Origin of the sequence: Nonomuraea sp. NPDC050643 (assembly GCF_040654715.1) — a bacterium.
Lineage (GTDB): Bacteria > Actinomycetota > Actinomycetes > Streptosporangiales > Streptosporangiaceae > Nonomuraea.
Genome location: NZ_JBFAIM010000075.1, coordinates 1 through 15,970, shown reverse-complemented (window position 1 = coordinate 15,970; position 15,970 = coordinate 1). Strand labels below are relative to the sequence as shown.

Sequence of the window (15,970 nt, the reverse complement as noted above, 5' to 3'; positions counted from 1 at the left end):
ATGGCCGACGACCCAAGCACGAGCAGGGGATCGCGCAAGACTTCCCTGCCCTTTCCTGTTAGATTCCAGCCGAAAATGCCGAGCACTGAACAGCAGGTCGACCAGGTGCGCAAGGTTCGCCTCGGATCCGACCCGCTGGCACTTTACGTCCATGTGCCGTTCTGTGTGACGCGATGCTATTTCTGCGATTTTGTGACCGTCGTCGGGAAGAGCGTGACTCCCGAATTGATCGACCGGTACGCCAGAGCGCTGAACACGGAGCTGGATTTCTACGCCGAGGACAGCACCTTCGGCGCCGCCCCGTTCGAGACCGCCCAACTCGGTGGCGGGACACCCACCATGTTGAGCCCCCGCCAGCTGGACGATGTGCTGGCTCGGATGCGGCACTACCTCAGGGGCAACCCGGATGCGGAAATACTGGTCGAGGGATTCCCCACGTCCGTGACCCCGGACAAGCTGGAGGTCCTCAGGAGCGCCGGCAACATCAAGTTCAACATGGGCGTGCAGACCTTCAACGACGAGGTGCTGGAGGCCGTCGGACGCCGACACGAGCGTGAAGACGCGATGCGCGCCATCACCCAGTCGAAACAGGCCGGTCTGCCTTCCGTCGGCATCGACCTGATCTACGGCTTGCCCGGCGGCGGAACCGATGTGATCGCGGCGGACGTACGGACGGCCCTCGACTTCGAGGTCGACCACATTGCGTTGTACCCGTTGTGGGTCTATCCGCAGACGCGCCTCAACTCGCTCATCGAGACCGGCAGGCGGTCCAGCACGGAGTTCATGGAGCGGCAGGAGCAACTCCTGGTCGCGGACTCGATGCTGCGCGCCGCCGGGTTCGAGAGATACACGAGCTTCCACTACAGCCGCGGTCCCGAGCATCACCACCAGTACGGGCTGTGGCAGATGAGGGGACAGGACTGGCTGGGAGTGGGCCAGGCGGCCGCGAGCCAGCTGAACGACGTGGTCTACGAGAACGATCGCAACATCAACAGATATGTGGCACTGGCTGACACTTGCGCTGAGACCGCCGTGACGGCCGATCACATGAACCATCGGGCGCGGATGGTCCGGCACCTCTCCTACGGCATTCGCGAACGGCGGTATTTACTCCACGCATTCGAGGCCCGGTTCGGCTCATCACCGCACGACGTCTTCGGACCCGAGATCGAGTGGATGGTCGCCGAGGAACTGGTCGACTCGACTCCAGATCATCTGGAGCTCACCTTGCAGGGAATTCTGCGGCTGGGCGATATCGAAGAGGCTCTGGCGCCTGCTGATCACTCTGTGGCGGAAGCGGGGACGTGCTGTGGCTGACCACACAGGGAACTGGTACGGGGACGAACTGGCCGCCCTCTACGACCACTCCCCGCTGCTGGCCGACGGGGCGGGCAATCCGGCGATCGACCACCTTCGTTCGCTCGCGGCCAAGTACGGCGGGCCGGTGCTCCAGATCGGGGTGGCGACCGGCCAGTTCGCCCTCCCGCTCGCCAGGGACGGTCACGAAGTCGTCGGGATCGATGTCTCCGAAAGCATGCTCGGTGCCGTACGCCGCCGGATGGCGGCGGAGCCCGCCGACGTGCGACGGCGACTGTCGCTGGAAACGGGCGATATGCGCGACCTCGACCTCGGCCGACGCTTCCCGCTCATCACGATGCCGGGGAACGTGTTCCTCTACAACCTGACGCAACGCGACCAACTGGCGACGCTGGCGACCATGCGCCGCCACCTCACCGATGACGGGGTCGTGGTCATCGACATCTTCACGCCGGATCTTCGCCTGCTCGCCGACGGATCGGCCGCCGTCCAGTCTCACCGATTCCAGACCCCCGACGACGCGGAGTACCTGGCGGAGCAGACCGTGCTGGTAGATCGGCTCGCCCAGCGGGAGAAACTCCGCATGACGCACCGGCGGATAGGACCCGACGGGGTGCTCGGCCCTGCGTTGTTCACGGAACTGACCATGCGTTACGTGTATCCGGCGGAAATGCTGCTGCTGCTCAAGGTCGCCAAGTTGCGCCTGTGCGAACTGGTGGGCGACTACGCCACCGGACAACGGAAGTCAGCGTATGACGGCCCGCAAGTGGTCGTGGCAAGGCGAGGTGAATGACATGACCATCTACAAGCAGTCGAAGTATGGGCACGTGCTGCGCCACGAGGCGGGTGTCACGTTCTTCAACAGCCTTACGCTAGAGGTGCTCGAGGGTGATCAGGACGACGCGGAAGTGTGGCGTTCGTTCGAGCAGCCGCACCCGATCGAAGACGCGTCAGCGGCGACGGAGCAGGTGCTCGTGGGCTCTGGCCTGCTGGTTCCCGTGGACCGTGTCGAGGAGCGCCGCCTGCTCGACAAGCTCACCGACATTCGCCTGACGCAGCGGAAGACCCGCGACGGCAAGTTCAGTTTTCTCCGCATGTCCCTGACGGAGCGGTGCAACCTGAAATGCGACTACTGCTTCGTCGAAGAGGTCATCTACAAAGACCTGCCCAAGCAGCCGGCGCCGGCCGAGCGTTTTCTCGAGCATGTCGAATGGCTCATCCAGCAGAACCCCAACGGGTGGCCGACCGTACAGTACTTCGGCGGTGAGCCGATGCTGAGGTGGGATCTGATCCAGGACACCACCCGAGTGCTCGAAGAGGCCGTCGCGGCCGGGCGCATCGCGGGATTCACCCACGAGATGACAACGAACGGCACGTTGATGACCGGTGAACGCGCCCGGTGGCTGGCCGAGCACGATGTCAGCCTCACCATCAGCCTGGACGGCTGGAAGGAGATCAACGACCGCCACCGCGTGTTCCACAACGGCCGCGGCAGCTACGACCTGGTGATCGAGGCGCTGAAGGAGATACGGGCCGCCGGCGGTGAGCCGCGCTTTCTCATCACACTGCTGCCCGAGACCGTGGAAATTCTGCCGAAGATCGTCCGCTTCGTGGTCGAGGAGCTCGGCGCGAAGAGCGTGGCGGTGAACGCTCCACAGCCGACGGCGGACGGCTGGGAAGTGGACGGCCTGTCGCTTTCCCGCTCCGTACAGGAGTCATGGCTGTTCTGCAACAGACACGGGGTGGAGTTCCACTCGCTGGGCGCGTTCCTGGTGGAGCTCATCAACAAGCGCAGGCCGCAGCCCGACCGCTGTTTCGACGGCAACCCGACAGGCACCGAAGCGCACTGGGGCGGATACGTCGCAGCGGACGGGTCGCTGTCGTTCTGCATCGTGTGGCACCAGGACGAACGGGTCACCACCCCGAGCGTGCACCAGATCTCCAAGAAGCGCGTGGCCGACTGGCACTACGACGCCACAAGTGTGGACGACTGCGACGGCTGCATCGCCGGCATGGTGTGCGGCGGGCCCTGCACGCTGGAGCGGCTCTTCAACGGCGGCGGTCTCAACCCCGACCGCTGCAAGTTCTTCAAGACCATGGTGCCCTTCGTGCTCACCCAGCCTTCGATCGGCCTGCGGCAATGACCCCCCGCACCATGGCCGCCGAGGCGGCGGCGATGCCGCCGGGCAGCAAGATCCGCGTGTGCGGCTGGGTGACCGAGCGAACCGCGGACGCCGTGCAGGTGGCCGACTCGACCGGGTCCATAGCCGTCGTGCCGTGCGCCGAGCTCGACGGCGTCCGGACCGGCGACGCGGTCGAGGTGCAGGCGACCAGGTCGGCCACCGGGTTCGTCGGAGTGTCGGCATGCGTCTGGCCCGCGACGGCCGCCCTGCCGGAGGGCGTGACCGGGAGCGATTCGCCGTACTCCTACCTCAGATTCAGGAGCGGCGAGGCGGTCGACCTGCTCAGAGCCGCCGATCGGGCGGTCACGGTCGCCAGGAGCCATCTGGCGGAGCACTACTTCGTCGAGGCGAACACGCCGCAGCTCTGGCGGGCGACCAGGGAGTACGGTGAGCCGGAATTGCTGGTGACCGACTCCGCCGACCCCGAATCGGGGAGTTGGTTGCAGCAGTCGCCCACCGTACCGGCGATGTTGTGCGCGATCGGCGGCATAGACCGCGCCTTCCAGTTCAGCCGGTGCTTCCGCACGGAATCGAGCGCGTCGCCGCTGAAGGCGTACGAATTCACCCAGCTCAACCTCGCGGTCACGTTCACCTCCGTGGAGGAGCAGTTTCGCCTCCTGGAAGGCCTGTTCGAGACGGTGAGCAGCGCCCTGGGCCTCCCTTCCTGGGGGAAGGCGCCGTTTCCCGTCATCGACCACGATGCCTGCATACGCAGGTTCGGCTCGGACACCCCCGACTACCGCTACGCCGCCTTTCCCACGCCGGTGCTGGACGGGGATCCTCTCGGCCGCCCTGGTCAGCGCATCCGGGCGCTCATCGTCCCCGAGTGCAGCGCGGACATCGCCCATGCGCTGCGGAGCATGGCCGAACGGCACCTGGGCGCGGAAGCGGTCTTCCAGCACGACTCCGACGGGGTGGGCACGCTCGGCGCCATGATCCCCGGCCTGGTCCCGTCCGGGCCGGTGGCGCTGGTGGGTTGCGCGGACGGAGCGCGCGCCGAGGCGTTCGTTCGCATGCTCGCGCAGGCCCTCTACCCGCTCGTCACGAACGAGCAGCCACCCGCGTTCGGCCCGGTGTGGATCCGGCGCCAGCCGTTCCTGTCCGACGAGAAGCAGGAGGAGCACCCGCACCACAGCAGATGCCTCTTCGGGCGACGATTGGGCCCCGAGGGAGAACTCTCCGATTCGTACGACTTGGTCGTCAACGGTGTCGAGTTGCTGAGCGGCAGCCAGAACGAGGTGGATCACGGTCAGGCGCTGAAGAACTTCTCCGACGCGGGAGTGGCGGATCCGGAGGAGACATACGGGTACTACCTCGATGCTCTCCGGTTCGGCGCTCCGCCGCTGCACAACACCTCGATCGGGTGGGAACGGCTCGTGGCCCTGCTGCTCGGCGTCCCCATGCGAGATGTGATGATCATGCCGAAGACGGGATCGGGGCAGTGCGCGGTCACTGGGCTGCCGGTCAAGGCTGAGGGCGGTCGAGCATGACATGGGCCGACCTCGTGCAACGATATTTCACGGTCGCGGTCACGCACCATCCGGGATACGCGCTTGCGTGGGATGAGTTCGCCATCTCGCCCACGCCCGTCGCCCCCGCCACGCTGAGCGAGGCGTACCGATCGATGAGCGACCACGTGGATCAGGCGTCCGACTCGGCGGACGATCACGAGGTACGCCTCTTGCGCTGGTGCCTGGACGGCCGCCGCTTCGAACTGGACACCGCGCTGAGCTGGCAGCGTGATCCACAGTTCTGGGTGGATCGCCAGTGCTATGGGGTCCTTGCGCAGATGGCCGCGGGCAACCTCCGTGATCGGCCGCTGCCGCCGACATGGGTCCGTGCCTTCCTGACGAATCTGCCCGGCCTCTTCGGCTCAGCGATGCGGAACCTCGACCGCCAGGAGTGCGGCCAAGTCGATCTCCGGCGCGCCGTACGCCATCTGGCCGCCAGCCGCTGCATGGTGGGGCAGGTGGGCGATGCCGCCGGCGGGGGATGCGCGGATGAGACGGCCCGTGCGGATGCGGCCATCGACGGGTTCTCGGCATGGCTGTCACAGGCCATCGGGAAAGGCCATTCACTGCGCCCCATGGGAGCGCAGGTCTGGGAGACGGGCCTGCGGGCTGCTACCGGCGTCGCATGCGGTCCCGACGAACTCGAACATGCCCTGCGGCACCAGCTCGACCGGTCGAGGCGGGAGATCGCTCGCACACGCGCACCGGTCTCCGGCCCGATACCGGGGTCCGCGGACGAGATCAGCCGGCTGATCGCACGGCTCCCGGACATCTTCGCGCCGAGGTTCGGCGGCGGCGAATGCCTCGGCACGTTGCGCCTGGACGTGTCCGATGACGCGGTGCCAGGAGTCACCTCGGCGAGCTACCAGAACGCCGGGTCACGTGGCGGCGGATCGGCGGTCGTCTTCGTCCGGCCGGCCGTTTACGCGTATCGGGCCGACCTCGAATTGGATCTGGCCCACGAGTGTTTCCCCGGCCATCACTGGCAGCACACCGCCCAGGTGCGTGGACACCACGGTCACCTGCTCTGCCTCCGGCACGGCAACCGGGCGTTCGTTGAGGGATGGGGACGCTGGTGCGAAGGGCTGTACGCCACTCTCGCCCATGACCCCTCGGTGAACGCCCGGTTCCACGCGAGGATGGCGAAGTACTGCGGCCAGGCGCTCGCCGCCCTGCTCGTCCACGCACGCAACAGGCCGTTCAGAGAAGTGGCGGAAAACCTGACCGCGATGGATGCCTGCGGCTCGGCCGACGCCCCCTCCCTCGTGCTGAATTCCTACTTCGATCCCTGGCGGGCAACGGCGCCGATTGTCGGCTATCTGGTGCTGCGCAAGTTCGCCGCCGAGCGCGGCGAAGGAGAGATGGAGGCCATGGTGGCCCAGCATGGCGCCGTCGACCTGCTCGGAAAGGGACTCAGTGAAGAATGACCCATCGGTGCGCCGGCTGGCTCTGTCTTTCGGCCTTTTCAGCGTGCTGATCAGCGTCGTGGACAAGCTTTTCGGCACGGGCTACATCCTGCGCATGAACGAGCAGGGGCTCGGCCCGGCGGAGATAGCCTTCATTCTGGCCCTCGGGTCCGTGGTGCTTGCCGTGGTGGACTTCCCGGCCGGCAACCTCGCCGATCAGTGGGGTCGCAAGCGCACCGCGGCGGCCGGAGCGGTCCTCGTGGGCAGCGGCCTGCTGATGTACGGCTTCGCCACCGACTCGCCCGGCTTCGTCGTGGCCATGACGCTGTGGGCCGCGGGCATGGCACTGATCGCCGGAGCTCCCACCGCCTGGCTCGTCGACCGGATGGAGAGCGCCGGCGCGGGGGACCGGCGCACGACGGTTCTGTCGAGGGCCGCTACCGTCTCCATGATCGTCGGTGCGCTGGCGGCGCTCCTCGTGGGAGCTCCGCTGCTCAGCCACGGCGCGCACTTCGTGCTCTTCACAGCCGCCGCGCTGGCGTTCGTCACGGCGGTGGTGTTGCTGATGGGTACGGACAATCGTGATCCGCAGGGCAGACTCGCGAACCTCCCCGCCACGGTGTGGACCAACGCCCGGCTGGTCGTCCGCGATCCCACCATGAGGCTCGTCCTGTACAAAAGCGCTCTGGTCCATATCGGCTTCACCAGTTTCCTGTTGAGCTACCAGTTGTTCGCCACCCAGGAACTCGAGCTGCCGGAGAGCAGCATCGGTGTGGCGCTGGCCGGTTCGATCGCGGCGATGGCGCTGGGGACCTGGCTCGCCGGGTTGCTCAACCGCCGGTGGGGCCTGGCGGCGCTGTCCGTGGCGGGCGTGCTGACGTGCGTCGCCGGATACCTGATGATGAGCCTCGCCCCCCACTGGTCGCTGTGGGCGGTCGGCCTGGTCTGCTACGAGATCGGGCTGGGACTTGACCTGATGGCCTTCAGCAGCTGGCTGCACGACCTCGTCCCCGCGGAGAAGCGGACGAGCTGGACTTCCGCGAGGTCGAGCATCCAGACCCTGGCCGGCGTCGTCGGCACGCTCGGCGCCGGCGAGCTGATCTCGGTGTTCGGTTTCCGCGAGGTCTGGCTCGCGGCGACGGCCATCACGGCGCTTGCCCTTCTGCCGCTCCTCGCCCTTCGCCGGCGCGTCGCCGTATCGGCCCAGCTTGAGGAGAGCCTGTCGTGAGAACCCGGAGTCGCGCGCTCGTATCGGCAAGCCTGTGCTCTGGCCGCGATGTCCTCCACGTCGAGACGCAGATCGAGCGCGAACCCGGCGACGTGCTCGTGGTGTCGCTGAGCCCCGGCTGCCAGGTGGTGGAGTGCCGCGACGGGGACGGCTCGCCGATGCTGTGGCGGCACGAGGAGGACCGGCTCACTCTGGCCGGCTCGCATGGCGCGAGCAGCGTACGCATCGCCTACGCCATTCCGGTCGGCGCACGAGTCGGCCTGGTGCCGGAGCAGCCATGGCTTGCCCGGCCGGCCGGACGTGACTTCCACGTCACCAGGACGACGCCCCGGGTGATCGGCGAGGGCGGTCTCGTCTGCGGCACGGATCCGCACCACGGAGTCCCGTTCGTCGTGGCCTGGCCACCAGGCGACGAACCCCGCCTCCGTGTCGAGGTGCGGCAGGGAGAGGTCGTCACGACCGACCGCCGGGCGGGCAGCGAGGTCACGCGTATTCTTCAGACACTCACCGGCTGGCTGGGGCCGATCGACGACGTGAGCGTCGTCGATGTGGCGGTGCCCGGTGCCTACGCCTACAGTTACCCGGGCATCATCGCCGTCCACCCCGGCCTGCTCGACTTCCCCGCCACACTATTCGGCCAGTTCCTGCCGCACGAACTGTCGCATCAATGGTTCGGCAATCGGATCCGTTTCACGGGCCCGGGGTTCCTCTGGCCGCAGGAGTGCCTGCCGGAGGCGCTGCAGGCGCTGTACGTCAGGGAGCGTTGGGGAAGTGCGGCCTACGACGTGATCACGCGGTCCTATCCCAGGCGGCACGATGAACGCCGTCTCCAGCAGTTGTTCAGCGTCGGACCCGCCGAACGCGCGCACCTTTCCCTGGATCGTTATCACGACCTGCTCGCAGTCGGCACCCGGCGATGGCTGTCCGCTTTCCAGGCCGACTCCCGCGCTCTGCACGACGTCGTTCGTGCACTCGCCGCCGAGCCGGCCGAGTTCACGGGGGCGCAGGTAGCCGCGCTGGTCGAGGAAGTCGTGGCGCTGCCATGAACGCGGGAGCGGCACGTACGCATGCCGGTTGGCTCGTCAGGGACAAGGGCTCGTTCTATCTCGCGATGGCCACCGGCTGGCTGCGCCTCCTCGGAGTCGACTCCGGCCTGCTGCGCGACCTCGGACTCCGGCCGGAGTCTCCCGTCCTGGTTGAGGGCTGTGCCGGCCCACGGAACACCCTGCAGGTGACCAAGATCGAAGGGCGCGGCGTGCGCCGACTCGGTCGCCCGGTGCGTCCCCGCTTCATCGCCAACCCTGTCCCGCATCTCGAGCCGGCCAGCGACATCAGAATGGCCTGCCACGTCGAGCTCAGAAGGCAGAAGTTTCCAGAGGTGAGTCTGCCCGGCGCGGCCGGTGACGCGTCCATCGCGGAAGCCATCGGCGGCGGCCTGGATCGTTTCTTCGCCTTCGTCCTGCCCTTCCCTCACGGCTCCGCCGGCGACGAAGCCGAGGAAGACGCCGGGCAGGAGGAACGGCTCGTGGTGGCGGATACGACCGCCGTGTTCGACCAACTGGCCGACCTCGGTACCGGGCTGATCTGCCGGCTGGCGGAGACAGCGGGCGACGGTGTGCCGGTCGCGGCGTTCGGCCGCTTCGCCACCCAGGAACGGTCGCCGGCGTTCTTCGATCCCCCTCCGGCCTGGCCCGCCCAAGCCCATGCCGTGCTGACCGGACGGCTTCACGCCGTAGGGGCACAGCCGGTCAGGATCCCGCTGCCGGACGGCCGGACCCGGCTGGCGGTGTGCGGCGGTGACCCCGTGGCGGTGGCCAGATGCCTCGATCTCGCCGACAGCACCGCGCTGCGGGAGGACCACGGCCTGCCCCGCCAGTGGTGTCCGACCTGGGTGTCTCCCGGGGATGGTACGAGCCGCGACTGGTTGCATCTCGGCGGATATCGAGTGGCCGAGTGCGATGGCGTCATCCTTCACATGTTCTGGGAACGGCTCATCACCGTCCTGTGCGGCCTGCGCAGCCCGGCCGACGCCCGGCTCCTCCCGGCGCGGCAGGGGTGAGATGTCCGTGATGCCACCAGAGAAGCAAGCGATCGCCACGATTGCGGACGCCGTCACGCGACTGGACCCACGCATGGCGACGGTTGTGCTCATGCGGCGCGGCGACGATCCTCTCTGGACCGGCCTGCTACCAGCGCTACGGGAGCTGGGCATGGAGGTCAGCGATGTCCGGCTGCCCCCGCAGGACCGCTGCTGGGCGCCCCCCGCTCCGGACGATCGCGGACGCCTGCTCGTCGGCGGCCGGGCCTACGCCGCGGACGTGCTCATCTATCACGACCCTTTCGGCCCGGGGCGTCCCGGCGCCGACCTCCAGGCCCTTTACCGGTTGCTGGATTGCGGGGTCAAAATGGTCTTCGTCGACTTCCCGCACGGAATGACCTCTACCGTGGCTGCCGATCCGCTGCGGAACGCCTACCTGAGCGCGCTGTCGGCCGACGTGGAGACCGTGGTCGCGGCCGGCGCGGAATTGCGCGCCGTGCTCCAGGACAGCACACAGCTCAGGGTGCGATCGGGGAACACGGGGGTTCTGGAGGTCAGCCGGCCGTTCGAGGTGAGGGATGACTTCACCTCCGCGCTCCTCGACGTTCCCGTGCTGCAACTGCCGTACGGAGAGGTGTGGGTCGTGGCTCCGCCGGAGTCGTTCGATGGAGCCGTCGAACTGTCCATGGGCCGCGGCAGGCACATACGCGCCCGGGTTCGTCGCGGAAGGCTTTCACGTGAGGGGGGCGCTGGGGCGTTGCCCGAGTTCGATACTCCGATGGTGGAGCTCGGCATAGGTCTCAACAGGGCAGCAGCCTGGCTTCCGCCTACCACGTTGTTCGAAAAGAGCCATGGGCGGTTGCACGTGGGTTTCGGCGACAGCGGGCTGATCGGCGGCCGCCGCCGCGAACGGCTCCACTTCGACCTGCCGCTCTCCCGTGACTCCTCCCTCGACAAGGAGTGGTGATGCTCACCCATCAGATGTGGATGGTGGCCGACCAGTGCAACCTCACCTGCACCTACTGCTATTTCGAGACAGGGGAGTACAGCTACACGCCCAGCCGGCTCACGGCTTCCGACTACGACCGCTGGTTGCGGCGGTGCACGATTCACCTGCCTGTCAGGAGCGTGGCGCTCACTGGTGGCGAACCCCTGCTCCGACCGGACCTCGTGGAGCTGGCGGCAGTGGCGCGCCGGCACGTCGACATGGTCCGCGTCTTCACCAACGCGGTACGCGTGACCGATGAGATCGCCGAGGCGCTGTCGCGGGTGGGATGCGGCGCTGACGTGAGCATCGATCATGTGAGTCCTGACGCGGCCGACCAGGTTCGCGGTGGCACGAAAGCGACCCTGGCGGGCATCGAACGTCTCGACGCGGCGGGCGTGCCGCTGCAGATCGTCATGGTGGTGACCAGTCTCAACTGGAGGGAGGTCGAGGAGCTCGTACGCCGGGCGCGGGATCGGAAATGGCAGATCGAGCTGCTCGCGGTGTCGGTGCCGTCTCGCCATCCGCTGAGCATGAGCACCTTGACCCATGCTGAACGCACCGAGCTGCTGCGCGTCATCGACGAGTCGGCGGACGTTTTCAAAAGCCGGGTGTATTTCGAGAGATTGCGGCATTTCCTGATCTCCGGCCGAATCTCCATGATCCGGTCGTGTGTGACGGGCCAGGAAGGCGTGTTCGTGAATTCCGACGGCGAGATCTGGGTCTGTGCCCATCGCGGGGACACGTCGTTGGGGAACGTCAGGGACGTGTCACTGCCGGAGCTCCTGGCCGGCAAGGGCGCAGTGCTCGCGCGCCGCCCGGCCGGACCGTGCGCGAGCACGGGATGCCTTTCGCTCACCTGATCGCGGGCTCGTCGAACGCGATCGGGGGCGGAGGTCCCGTCGGGTCCAGGGGAGTGGGTGCCGAATATGATGTCGCCTCATGCGTGAAGGGTGTCAATGCTCCGTTCACGGTCGTGAGCTGCGGGTTTCTCTCGGCTTCCTGGTCGGAGCAGTGGCCTGGGTCGGGCATGCTCGAGGCTCGTGACGCTCCGTCTCTTCTATATGATCTTCGATGGCACCTGGGGAGGCGATCGTCACATGTTTCGGGCCGCCGAACACCGCGACGCCGTCCCACAACATGCCTCTGATCGTGACGCAACATGACCTTGCGCAACACGGTGATTTTCCGGGGAAGACGTGCACACCGCAGCTGACGTGCTCATCGCGGGCCGCTGGAGACTGGTCGATGCCACGCATGATCCGGCTCTGGCCGCGGCCGGCCTGACGGTGGCGGAGTGGGACGGCCTGACCGACACGGTCCCGGCGTATGAGCCGCAGGGTCCGTTGTGAAGGCCGGGTGACGGGCCTGAACCGCGACCGAACGCCGGTGTCGACGAACCCGACGACGCAGACGGCAGCGGTTACCAGGAGGCGTTCAACCGCTGGCTGCGCGCCGAGCTCGGTGCGGGCGGCACTCAGGTGGCCGGCGGGGAGGGTGGCGGCCGGCAGCGCGCGGGCGGGGTGGTCATGACGGCTCCGCAAGGGTGTCGGCGGCAGATGCGGGCGTTGGGGGGGGTGGCGGTGGACAGCCGCCGGGCTGTGATCTTTGGCGCAGAGTCCTTGGGGGAGTGGGCCGGGCTGGTGGCGGGAGGAACGGTCAAGCAGGCCGTTCTCGCCGTGTGCGCGACAGCGGGCGTACCACTTGGCCAGGCAGCGGCTGTGCGTGGCGTCAGCGTGCGAACTTTTCGATGGCCGCCGGCGTGACGGGGGTGAAGAAGTTGACGAGGTTGCCGTCGGGATCACGGAACAGCAGCGACCGGTTGCCCCAGGGCATCGTGGTGGGCTCGCTGACGAAGTCGGTGACGAAGCCGGTCAGGTTCTGGTGTACGCGGTCCACGTCGTCGACGAGGAACTCGGTGATCACGCTGTGGTTGTCCGCCGAGCGGGCAGAGCCCGGGGCGAACAGCGGGACGGTGCGGGTGCTGGCGATCGCGAGGGTGGCGGCCGCGGTCTTGAGTTCGGCGAAGTCCTCGGTGGCCCACATCGCCGGCACCTCTGTGGCTCGCTCGTAGAACGCGACCAGGCGCGCCACGTCGCTGGTGATGATGCGGATTGAGACGAAGTCCATGGGGATCTCCTTGACTGTGATGGAGGCGTGCCACGTCGCAGGCTAGGAGAAATACTGGACAGAATCAGTCCAGTATTCGCGTTAGGCTGCGAACATGCCTCGACCCACCGGCCGCGTGCTGACACTCCTGGAGCTGCTGCAGTCGGGCGGAACCCGGACGGTGGCCGAACTCGCTGACCGGCTCGGCGTCGAAGGGCGCACCGTGCGGCGGTATGTGGACCAGCTGATCGACCTGGACGTGCCCGTGGAATCGGTGCGCGGCCGCTATGGTGGGTACCGGCTCGCCCCCGGGTACCGCTTGCCGCCGCTCATGCTCAGCGACGACGAGGCGCTGGCCGTGCTGCTCGGCCTGGTCGCCTGCCGCCGAGCAGGGTTGACGACGACGCAGGGCACGGCAAGTGAAACGGCATCGGCGAAGATCCGGCGGGTGCTCCCCAAGCACATCGCCCGCCGGCTGGACACGCTCCTGGAAGCCCTCGCCTTCACGGATCAGCCCGGTAAGTTCGCTACCCCGGACGCTGGCGTCCTGCTCACCATGGCCGCTGCGGTGCGCCACCGCCGACCGGTCTCGATCCGCTACACCGACCGCGATGGACGGCGCAGCGAACGCACGCTGCACGCGTACGGGATCGTCGCCCATGCGCGCCGGTGGTACGTCACGGGCGAAGACCCCAACATCGGCGAGGACCGAACCTTCCGGCTCGATCGCATCGCAGACGCGAGGACCCTGCCCGGCTCATTCGAGGCGCCCGTGGGTCCCGATCCGGCGCAGCGCGTCTTGTCAGGGTTCGCCACGGCTGAGTACCGGCATGAGGTGACCTTGCGGATCTACGGGACGGTTGAGCAGATCCGCGCCCACCTTCCCGCCAGCGTCGCGAGCCTGGAGGAGCACGGGCCCACGACAGGCGAGAACCGGGCGACCGAGTGCTGGCTGCGCGTCGAACTACGGGCGGAGCGCCTCGACTGGTTGCCTCCGGCACTCGTCGCACTCGACTGTCCGTTCGTCATCGAGCGCCCCGATGAACTGCGCGACCTCGTCATCGCGCTCGCCGATCGCCTTGCTTCCTACGCCCGCCAAGCCTGACAGCGAGGAACCAATGTCATGAGATGCACGTCTTGTGGGCGATCAAGATCTTCAAGGGAGTCTGGGCCCGCAGCACGCTGGCGCGGCGGATCGAGGCGCTGGATCCTGCGGCAGCCGCCACGGCGCGGGAGGGCACTGACCGGGCCAGCCGGTCAGCTCCAGCAGGCCGGTGAGTTCGGCGACCCAGGCTCCCGGGCGTGGCCGGCGGTCGGCGTTGTAGGCGGGGGTCCAGGCGGTGGCCGGGAGCTTGAGAATCGCCTGTGCGATGTCGTCGGTAATGGGCAAGCCGATGGAGTACTTAAGCCATCGTCCTGGGCGGGTGAGCCAGTTCAGGAATGCGTGGCTGCCGCCGCCGGAGTCGGTGCGGATGAGGACGTTGCGCCGCTGGTGAGTAGTAGCAGCGTTTGTCAGCGCCAGGCCCTGATCTCCTCGGCCAGCCCTTTGAGGGACTCGAGCGGATGCTCGACTTCGATCCACGGCGGGGTGAGGTCGGTGGGCTCGAAGCGGGGGACCACGTGGAGGTGGAAGTGGAGGACGCTCTGCCAGGCCGTCTCGCCGCTGGCGTGCCAGAGGTTCACTCCAGGAGCCCCGAGCGCGACGGCGAGTCGCCGGGACACCTCGACTGCGGCTCGCATGACGTGTGCCGCAGTCTCGACTGGGATCTCCCCCATGTCGCGGTGGTGCGCTCGCGGGACGACCAGCGTGTGGCCCTTGGTGGCCTGAGCGAGGTTGAGGAAGGCGATGGCGTGCTCGTCCTCGTGGATGGTCTGCGAGGGCTCGGTGCCGGAGACGATGCGGCAGAAGACGCAACTCATGACCGGCATGATCACAGCACGCCTGGCCGACATGCAAAGGCGTTTCTGTTGAGGATGGCCACTCTCAGGCCAGGAGATCGAGGGTTTCGGGCGCCTCCCAGGCCGTTAGTTGCCGCTCGGGGTCGGTTTCCTGGTGCGCGAACTGGTTGATCAGGTCGGCGAGGGCTTGCCGGTCCTGCTCGGACAGGTCCTGCAGGAGCCCTTCGCCGTTACGGGATGGTGGAGGCGGCTCCTGTGGTCGGCGACGCGCGATGTCCCAGGCGCCGGCTCGCTCCACCGCACACCGGCGGCCCCGACCGTGACGGGCCGGAGGCCGGGTGGTGAAGCGGGTGCCAGCTTGGTGACCGGACCGAGACGCCGATTCCCGCGACGCCGGCCGCGTCTTGTCCCAGGGCGTCCGCCACCGCCGAACGACGCCTCTCCGTCGCGGGCGATGGCTGGAATGCGCCATCCCGGGCTGGAACGACTTCGAGACCGGGCTTACCCCTCGACCCGCTCGATGATCACAACCGGGATCTCCCTCGTCGCCTTTCGCTGGTAACCCGTGTAGTGCCCGGGCTCCCACAGAACGGAGCGTGACAGTCTCCCGTCACTCCGCTCTTATCATCCTGATCACCAGTAACAAGCGGTCCATGCCCAGTGAGCGAAGAGCCGGGGATACTGGCGGGTGATGCGCCCCTTCGTCGGTTGCGTGGTCGGTTACAGGACAGCGGGCGGCCTCTTGCACCAGCTGGTGATGACCTTGACCAGGTTCACGATGTTCTGCGTCCGCATGATCGGTGCGGAGGCGTTCGGCTCGAAGTCGCCTCCCTCGCCGCTGGTGCGCCAGAGGCTGGTCTCGGTGACCGGAGCGGTCATTGGGGATCAAGGCGCTTGAAGAACGCGGTGATGTCGTCGAACTCGGCGGGGTTGTCGCCAGCACGCAGCTCGCGGAAGACGCCGCCCAGGACACGCAACATGCCCACCGAGCCCAGCAGCGAGGTGCGACGAACCCTCTGGGCCGTGGTCAGCTCGTCGGGCTTGCGCTCGGCCTCGGGGTCATCCTCGGTGAGGGCAGCCAGATCGGTGAAGGCGTTGGAGATGACGTGGAGGAAGTCTTTAACCTGCTCGATCACTTCGCCGTCGGTCAGGGTCTGCTCGGCCTTCTTGCTGATCCGGCCACCGGCTCCGGCGATGACCCTTCCGCGTCAGAGTCAATGAACCAGTTCCGGTCCGAAACACCTATCAGCCGCGGGTAGTTTGATCACTCCGTGGAAGAGGTTGGAGCAGGTGG

17 protein-coding genes and 1 pseudogene are annotated in these 15,970 nt (G+C 67.5%); 12 read left to right on the top strand and 6 right to left on the bottom strand.

What is annotated here, in order from left to right; genetic code table 11:
* The 11 genes from AB0I15_RS55190 to AB0I15_RS55140 all read left to right on the top strand — a co-directional run bounded on the left by AB0I15_RS55190 (nucleotide 1) and on the right by AB0I15_RS55140 (nucleotide 12,020).
* Nucleotides 1-1,317 (top strand): coproporphyrinogen-III oxidase family protein, encoded by a 1,317-nt coding sequence (locus AB0I15_RS55190; RefSeq protein WP_358115924.1) that lies wholly within the window; start codon nucleotides 1-3, stop codon nucleotides 1,315-1,317.
* Entirely contained in the window at nucleotides 1,310-2,110 is an 801-nt protein-coding gene (locus tag AB0I15_RS55185; RefSeq protein WP_358115921.1) for a class I SAM-dependent methyltransferase, read from the top strand. Before AB0I15_RS55190 ends, AB0I15_RS55185 begins: the two co-directional genes overlap by 8 nt.
* Nucleotides 2,070-3,461: a radical SAM protein gene (locus AB0I15_RS55180; protein ID WP_358115918.1), complete on the top strand. Its 1,392-nt coding sequence runs from the start codon at nucleotides 2,070-2,072 to the stop codon at nucleotides 3,459-3,461. The genes AB0I15_RS55185 and AB0I15_RS55180 overlap by 41 nt, the downstream gene beginning before the upstream one ends.
* Complete coding sequence (locus tag AB0I15_RS55175; protein WP_358115915.1) at nucleotides 3,458-4,990, top strand: amino acid--tRNA ligase-related protein; 1,533 nt, start codon at nucleotides 3,458-3,460, stop codon at nucleotides 4,988-4,990. Before AB0I15_RS55180 ends, AB0I15_RS55175 begins: the two co-directional genes overlap by 4 nt.
* Nucleotides 4,987-6,438 (top strand): hypothetical protein, encoded by a 1,452-nt coding sequence (locus AB0I15_RS55170; RefSeq protein ID WP_358115912.1) that lies wholly within the window; start codon nucleotides 4,987-4,989, stop codon nucleotides 6,436-6,438. The genes AB0I15_RS55175 and AB0I15_RS55170 overlap by 4 nt, the downstream gene beginning before the upstream one ends.
* Complete coding sequence (locus tag AB0I15_RS55165; RefSeq protein ID WP_358115909.1) at nucleotides 6,395-7,645, top strand: MFS transporter; 1,251 nt, start codon at nucleotides 6,395-6,397, stop codon at nucleotides 7,643-7,645. Before AB0I15_RS55170 ends, AB0I15_RS55165 begins: the two co-directional genes overlap by 44 nt.
* Nucleotides 7,642-8,691 (top strand): hypothetical protein, encoded by a 1,050-nt coding sequence (locus tag AB0I15_RS55160; RefSeq protein ID WP_358115907.1) that lies wholly within the window; start codon nucleotides 7,642-7,644, stop codon nucleotides 8,689-8,691. Before AB0I15_RS55165 ends, AB0I15_RS55160 begins: the two co-directional genes overlap by 4 nt.
* Nucleotides 8,688-9,704, top strand: coding sequence for a hypothetical protein (locus AB0I15_RS55155; RefSeq protein ID WP_358115904.1), 1,017 nt, complete (start codon nucleotides 8,688-8,690; stop codon nucleotides 9,702-9,704). Before AB0I15_RS55160 ends, AB0I15_RS55155 begins: the two co-directional genes overlap by 4 nt.
* Nucleotides 9,705-9,714: 10 nt before the next feature.
* Entirely contained in the window at nucleotides 9,715-10,650 is a 936-nt protein-coding gene (locus tag AB0I15_RS55150; RefSeq protein ID WP_358115902.1) for a hypothetical protein, read from the top strand.
* Nucleotides 10,650-11,531 carry a radical SAM protein gene (locus tag AB0I15_RS55145; protein WP_358115899.1) on the top strand — a complete coding sequence of 294 codons (882 nt, stop codon included), beginning with the start codon at nucleotides 10,650-10,652 and terminating at the stop codon, nucleotides 11,529-11,531. Before AB0I15_RS55150 ends, AB0I15_RS55145 begins: the two co-directional genes overlap by 1 nt.
* A 336-nt stretch (nucleotides 11,532-11,867) precedes the next feature.
* Nucleotides 11,868-12,020 (top strand): hypothetical protein, encoded by a 153-nt coding sequence (locus AB0I15_RS55140; protein WP_358116059.1) that lies wholly within the window; start codon nucleotides 11,868-11,870, stop codon nucleotides 12,018-12,020.
* Nucleotides 12,021-12,399: 379 nt separating this feature from the next.
* Here AB0I15_RS55140 and AB0I15_RS55135 read toward each other — a convergent pair whose 3' ends face one another.
* Nucleotides 12,400-12,798: a VOC family protein gene (locus AB0I15_RS55135; RefSeq protein ID WP_358115897.1), complete on the bottom strand. Its 399-nt coding sequence runs from the start codon at nucleotides 12,796-12,798 to the stop codon at nucleotides 12,400-12,402.
* Nucleotides 12,799-12,892: 94 nt separating this feature from the next.
* On the opposite strand from AB0I15_RS55135, the gene AB0I15_RS55130 reads away from it, so the two are divergent.
* Nucleotides 12,893-13,882, top strand: a complete 990-nt coding sequence (locus AB0I15_RS55130) for a YafY family protein (RefSeq protein ID WP_358115894.1) — start codon at nucleotides 12,893-12,895, stop codon at nucleotides 13,880-13,882.
* 141 nt (nucleotides 13,883-14,023) lie between these two features.
* Here the strand turns inward: AB0I15_RS55130 and AB0I15_RS55125 are convergent.
* From AB0I15_RS55125 to AB0I15_RS55105, 5 genes and pseudogenes are all read right to left on the bottom strand, one after another.
* Nucleotides 14,024-14,269: pseudogene (locus AB0I15_RS55125) on the bottom strand (IS1380 family transposase); the annotation flags it as partial.
* Nucleotides 14,270-14,289: 20 nt separating this feature from the next.
* Nucleotides 14,290-14,697 (bottom strand): HIT domain-containing protein, encoded by a 408-nt coding sequence (locus AB0I15_RS55120; RefSeq protein ID WP_358115891.1) that lies wholly within the window; start codon nucleotides 14,695-14,697, stop codon nucleotides 14,290-14,292.
* A 64-nt stretch (nucleotides 14,698-14,761) separates the two neighbouring features.
* The gene (locus AB0I15_RS55115) at nucleotides 14,762-14,974 is read right to left on the bottom strand and encodes a hypothetical protein (RefSeq protein ID WP_358115888.1); all 213 of its coding nucleotides are present in this window, start codon (nucleotides 14,972-14,974) and stop codon (nucleotides 14,762-14,764) included.
* Between the two features lie 422 nt (nucleotides 14,975-15,396).
* Nucleotides 15,397-15,555 carry a hypothetical protein gene (locus tag AB0I15_RS55110; protein WP_358115886.1) on the bottom strand — a complete coding sequence of 53 codons (159 nt, stop codon included), beginning with the start codon at nucleotides 15,553-15,555 and terminating at the stop codon, nucleotides 15,397-15,399.
* On the bottom strand, nucleotides 15,552-15,812 hold the full coding sequence (locus AB0I15_RS55105) for a hypothetical protein (protein ID WP_358115884.1): 261 nt from the start codon (nucleotides 15,810-15,812) through the stop codon (nucleotides 15,552-15,554). The genes AB0I15_RS55110 and AB0I15_RS55105 overlap by 4 nt, the downstream gene beginning before the upstream one ends.
* Nucleotides 15,813-15,970: the final 158 nt, after the last annotated feature.

Coding starts and splice junctions, on each gene's coding strand:
- AB0I15_RS55120 (WP_358115891.1), bottom strand. CDS start 14,697: ATGAGTTGCGTCTTCTGCCGCATCGTCTCCGGCACCGAGCCCTCGCAG.
- AB0I15_RS55145 (WP_358115899.1), top strand. CDS start 10,650: ATGCTCACCCATCAGATGTGGATGGTGGCCGACCAGTGCAACCTCACC.
- AB0I15_RS55180 (WP_358115918.1), top strand. CDS start 2,070: ATGACGGCCCGCAAGTGGTCGTGGCAAGGCGAGGTGAATGACATGACC.
- AB0I15_RS55150 (WP_358115902.1), top strand. CDS start 9,715: ATGCCACCAGAGAAGCAAGCGATCGCCACGATTGCGGACGCCGTCACG.
- AB0I15_RS55175 (WP_358115915.1), top strand. CDS start 3,458: ATGACCCCCCGCACCATGGCCGCCGAGGCGGCGGCGATGCCGCCGGGC.
- AB0I15_RS55110 (WP_358115886.1), bottom strand. CDS start 15,555: ATGACCGCTCCGGTCACCGAGACCAGCCTCTGGCGCACCAGCGGCGAG.
- AB0I15_RS55165 (WP_358115909.1), top strand. CDS start 6,395: ATGGCGCCGTCGACCTGCTCGGAAAGGGACTCAGTGAAGAATGACCCA.
- AB0I15_RS55190 (WP_358115924.1), top strand. CDS start 1: ATGGCCGACGACCCAAGCACGAGCAGGGGATCGCGCAAGACTTCCCTG.
- AB0I15_RS55170 (WP_358115912.1), top strand. CDS start 4,987: ATGACATGGGCCGACCTCGTGCAACGATATTTCACGGTCGCGGTCACG.
- AB0I15_RS55130 (WP_358115894.1), top strand. CDS start 12,893: ATGCCTCGACCCACCGGCCGCGTGCTGACACTCCTGGAGCTGCTGCAG.
- AB0I15_RS55155 (WP_358115904.1), top strand. CDS start 8,688: ATGAACGCGGGAGCGGCACGTACGCATGCCGGTTGGCTCGTCAGGGAC.
- AB0I15_RS55135 (WP_358115897.1), bottom strand. CDS start 12,798: ATGGACTTCGTCTCAATCCGCATCATCACCAGCGACGTGGCGCGCCTG.